The sequence below is a fragment of the Aeromonas sp. R7-4 genome (assembly GCF_040908055.1).
GTDB lineage: Bacteria > Pseudomonadota > Gammaproteobacteria > Enterobacterales > Aeromonadaceae > Aeromonas > Aeromonas sanarellii.
The window spans coordinates 1-4,890 of sequence record NZ_JBFODA010000009.1 but is presented as its reverse complement, the minus strand read 5'-3'; the positions used below and the strand labels follow the sequence as shown (position 1 = coordinate 4,890).

The following is a 4,890-nucleotide window of genomic DNA, read 5'->3' as shown; positions in this document are numbered from 1 at the left end:
CTCAATCAGCTGGGTAATCTGCTGCATGGAGAGGAGCAATTTGTCTCAGCCGATGCCGGCTACCAAGGGGCGCCACAGCGCGAGGAGCTGGCCGAAGTGGATGTGGACTGGCTGATCGCCGAGCGCCCCGGCAAGGTAAGAACCTTGAAACAGCATCCGGGCCAAGGTGGAGCACCCATTTCGCATCATCAAACGACAGTTCGGCTTCGTGAAAGCCAGATACAAGGGGTTGCTGAAAAACGATAACCAACTGGCGATGTTATTCACCCTGGCCAACCTGTTTCGGGCGGTCCAAATGATACGTCAGTGGGAGAGATCTCACTAAAAACTGGGAATAGCGCCTTAAATGGCGAAGAAACGGTCTAAATAGGCTGATTCAAGGCATTTACGGGAGAAAAAATCGGCTCAAGCATGAAGAAATGAAATGACTGCGTCAGCCGAGAAGAATTTCCCCGCTTATTCGCACCTTCCCAAGAGAAAAAGGCCCTGATGCAACAACTGCTGACCGGCAAACGGCGGGTTTAAATGGATTTAATGGTGATACGATGACTGCACATATTATAGATAGATTTGGTTCCCCAAAAAATTGGAAGCTTGCTTGTGTTAAATGGTTCGGAGGTCGTAACAACAACACAGGCAGAGATAACCAGTTTGGTTTTTTAGCAACAAATGGAAGTGAAGATATTTTTGTGCATAAGAATGCAGTCATCAATAAGCCATTATTGGTGGAAGGTGAAATCGTACTCTATGAAATAGGTAAGGATAACAGAGGCAAAGTAAATGCATCTAATGCTTATGCGCTTTCAAAAAATGACAATAATCTAACAGAAATACTCTATCAGTATTTGGTTTTTTCTGATGAGTTTGTTGAGTTACGTGATTCTTCAATCAAGAAGACTTTAGCTGATTTGTTTGATTGCAATGATGCTTATCGTATCGTGGATAAATTTTCACAAAACTCTGAGCGTATCGCAGAGTTCATTTCCATAATAATGGCATGTAGCAATAAAAATAGTTTGCTAACAGTGTATATCGAAAAAATTGGCCTTATTAAGGCAATATCCAGTGGCATTCGACTATCAATAATACCAAGCGATTTGATTGCTCATCATGTCAATAAATTTGGGGTCCCGGAGTCCATATCACAGGGTATACCGATATCGAGCATGCCAGATAGGTTGGTTCTTGATTATATTTCTACAGTAGGGATTATAGAGGCCATTTCTCACGGTATCCCTGTTGCTAGGATACCAAGAAAGTTGATTCTGGTGCATGTAAATAATGTTGGAGTTATTGCCGCTGTTTCAGATGGTATTCCGATATCAGAAATCCCGGATGATTTAATTTCGAAACATGTACAGTCGGTAGGAATAGTTAATGCCTTGGCGCAAGGAATTCCTCTTAATAGAATATCAATAGATATCATTTTGAACTTCGTAAAATGTGTAGGCGTCATTAGCGCTAACTCTAATGGCATACCATTGTCAATGGTGCCAGATGATTTGATAGTAGAATGTTTTATAAAGGATGGTGTTATAATTGATATTGAAAATGGTATTCCTTTATCTTATCTACCAAGAGGTTTAATTGCGAAACATGCAAGAAGTGTTGGTATTGATGAAGTCAAGTTGCACGGCATTCCACTAACGGAAATACCAAAGCAAGTAATATCAGATTTTGTTAAATCCGTAGGACTTAAAAAAGCGATTTCTCATGGTGTTCGGCCTGCTGATATGTCAGGTCAGTTAATAGATGACATCACAAGTAAAAAAGGTATTGCTTATGTCATCTCAAATGGAGTTCCTCCATTATTGATTAGTAAGGAGTTAATTGACAATCAAATTGAAGCCTTTACTACATTCATTGTAGATATGCAGGCCGGCAAGATTAAAGTAAATGCATTACTAAGTGAAATAATAAACCACATTTCATTTAGCGCCGCTCTATATCTTGGGTTTAATCAGGTGGTGGATTCAAAAGAGATATTAGAAGTTTGGCGAGATGATATGGAAGATTTTGTTACCAAACAATTTACCAACGAAAAAATTAATGTTGCCAACTTTGTTATGGGTGCTTACCAAAAAAATATAACTACCTATGATCAATATCGTCAGCACCCACTAATCAAGCCATTTGCTGATGCATTTTACACTAAGGAAAAAATTTTCTTAAAAGATTTAAGCTTTATAGATGACATAATGAATTCGCCTACACTATCTATTGATCCAGAATTCTACATTTTAGCGAATTTAATACCAATCATTAATCAATCCAACACTCCTGATGCTATCATCGCCTCTATCCTGCATGACATATGGGAAGCCTTGCTTACGAATAAATTTCGTATTGATCATCCTTCATTTTTTAATCTTTTCCCACGCTGCCAAACACTAGCAGAACACTTTCCATATATAGATTTATCCTGCGAAGCATTTTATTGGAAAACGCAAACACCAGAAGAAATAAAAAATTCTCAAAAACGTTATCCTCATAATCTCTCTCGTATTTCAAATGCGACAAATGTTGAGGCTGATACTAGTATATTTTTATGTCGTGGCAAAAAATGTACAGATCAGCATGTAATACCAAACCTTAATAAACATTATCTTGAGTTTAGCTTGTATGATTGGTTAAGCCATTATGGAGCTAAATATGAGTTGTTAAATAAACCATCTAAAAGAGATCTCCCAATTAAACTTGCAGGATATCTGAATCGTATGCGAGAAATTTTTCCTAGGCTGCATTGTCGTTGCTGCGGTATGCTTATGAAGCCTAACCTTAGTTACGCGCTAGTCGAAGTAACGACATTTGATATTAAATCCAATTCATTTATTACCAAGCCAAAAAGTGCAGCATACCGAGCGACAGTTTTTTATTGTGCAAATGAATGTTGTGTAGAGCATAAAATAAACTATTACATCAATCACTGCATTGGTTTTAAATGCTATGAAATAATAGATAGTCGAGACCTAAAGCAAAAGTGTTCAGAAGGTCGGTACATCTGTACGTCGTGTGGCAGTTGCTGTACTTATCACAAAGAAAAATACGGCAATGTTAATAATGGCGAGTCTGATAGTATCAAATATCAAAAAATATATAATGACTCTCCATTTTATTCTGGGGGAAAGGGTGATGTGGAATAAAAAATTACCACGGTTTCAGGAAGAGTACAGCGCCAAGATCCCAGCTCTGACCCTGCTGACCCAGCTGGGCTGGTCGTTCGGTATTCCCCCCATTCTTAGGGGCACTCAAAAGTAGAGGTCATGCGGCCTGCATTAGGCACTGTTTTGGTGTGTAGCCACCCAGCGCCATATTGGGCCGCTCATGGTTATACGTCCACAACCAGTTTGTGGCAAATGCCTGCAATTCATTCAGTGACTTGCGTATTCCGGTGAAGTTGAACAGTGATTCCGGAATCTGTGAACACCATTTCCGGAAAGTATGCGGCCAGGGATTCTGCGAGCAGAAGCTGAGCTTTGAGGGGAGGCATCTTCTCGACTCACCGAACAAGCCAGCAGCCAAGCGCAGCGCGGCAGTTGTGGATCCAGGTCATTGGAGCATGACGGTTCATCTGACATCAGAGTTCGTGCTCTGAGGTGTCCGGAAATGGTGTACACGCAAGCCGGAATCAGCGTTCATTTTAAACCGGAATAGGTGTTCATTTTCGACCGGAATATGCACAGTGACTCAAACAGGTAATGACCCAGCCAGTCGTAACGTACCGTGCGGTTAAACCGCTCGATATACGCGTTCTGTTGGGGATTGCCCGGCTGGATATACCGCAGCGCTATCCCTTCCTGCTGAGCCCAGCGCTTGAGCTCCTCGCTAATATATTCCGGGCCATTATCGCAGCGGATCTCCACCGGCTTTCCCCGCCACGCGATCACTTGCTCCAGCGCCCGTTTGACCCGTGTGGCAGGCAAGGAGAAATCCACCTCGATGCACAGTGCTTCGCGGTTGAAGTCGTCGAACACATTAAACAGCCGCACCGAACGGCCATCACCGAGCTGGTCATGCATGAAGTCCATCGACCAGCAGTGATTGGGTTTTTCAGGGACCGCCAGCGGCTCCGGTTTGGCCCGTACCAGCCGTTTTCGCGGCTTTATCCTCAGATTAAGTTCAAGGGCGCGATAAATCCGGTACACCCGCTTGTGGTTCCAGCCAAAGCCTTTGACGTTACGCAGGTACAGAAAGCACAGTCCAAAACCCCAGTTACGCTGATTAGCGCTGAGGCGCAGCAGCCAATCGGCAATCTCCTGATTTTCATCGGCCAGCACCGGCTGATAGCGATAGCAGCCCTCGCTGACCTTGAACACCTGGCAAGCCCGGCGGATGGAGATGGCGTAATCCGCTACGGCCCTGGTTGCCATCTCCCGCCGGGCAGATGGCGTCACCACTTTTTTGCCATGGCCTCAGCGATGATCTCGGCTTTGAGGCGCTCCTCGGCGTACATCTTCTTGAGGCGGCGGTTCTCGTCCTCCAGCTCTTTGAGGCGAGCCATGAGGGAGGCATCCATTCCGCCGTATTTAGAGCGCCACTTGTAGAAGGTGGCGGAGCTGATGCCATGTTCGCGGCAGAGCTCCGGAACGGGGGAGCCAGCCTCGGCCTTGTTAAGAATGGCGATGATCTGGGCATCGCTAAAGCGTGATGTTTTCATGTAGAACCTCCGGGTATCAAGGTACGGGAACATTCTACTTATAAGCACCTCAGTTTTTCGGGGGGATTACCGGCCAAGGTGGAGCACCCATTTCGCATCATCAAGCGACAGTTCGGCTTCGTGAAAGCCAGATACAAGGTGTATGGAGATGGTATTCACCTGACAGTTGCCCACAAAAGGGAGTGGTCATACGGCTTCAAACCGGATAACAAAACGGTACCCCTACCGTGTTA

Annotated in this window: 1 protein-coding gene and 3 pseudogenes; 2 read left to right on the top strand and 2 right to left on the bottom strand. The window is 44.1% G+C overall.

Going from position 1 to position 4,890, the window contains the following annotated elements:
* Positions 1 to 325 (top strand): annotated as a pseudogene (locus tag AB5Y72_RS01160) (transposase); the annotation flags it as partial.
* Between the two features lie 220 nt (positions 326 to 545).
* A complete protein-coding gene (locus tag AB5Y72_RS01155) occupies positions 546 to 3,143 on the top strand; it encodes a hypothetical protein (RefSeq protein ID WP_368198452.1) in 2,598 nt (865 codons plus the stop codon).
* A gap of 118 nt (positions 3,144 to 3,261) precedes the next feature.
* On the opposite strand, the pseudogene AB5Y72_RS01150 reads toward AB5Y72_RS01155, so the two are convergent.
* A pseudogene (locus AB5Y72_RS01150) lies at positions 3,262 to 3,381 on the bottom strand (integrase core domain-containing protein); the annotation flags it as partial.
* 299 nt (positions 3,382 to 3,680) lie between these two features.
* Positions 3,681 to 4,657 (bottom strand): annotated as a pseudogene (locus AB5Y72_RS01145) (IS3 family transposase); the annotation flags it as partial.
* Positions 4,658 to 4,890: the final 233 nt, after the last annotated feature.

What these genes read in the sequence shown, in the direction of transcription:
- AB5Y72_RS01155 (WP_368198452.1), top strand. Translation starts at nt 546, where the DNA reads ATGACTGCACATATTATAGATAGATTTGGTTCCCCAAAAAATTGGAAG.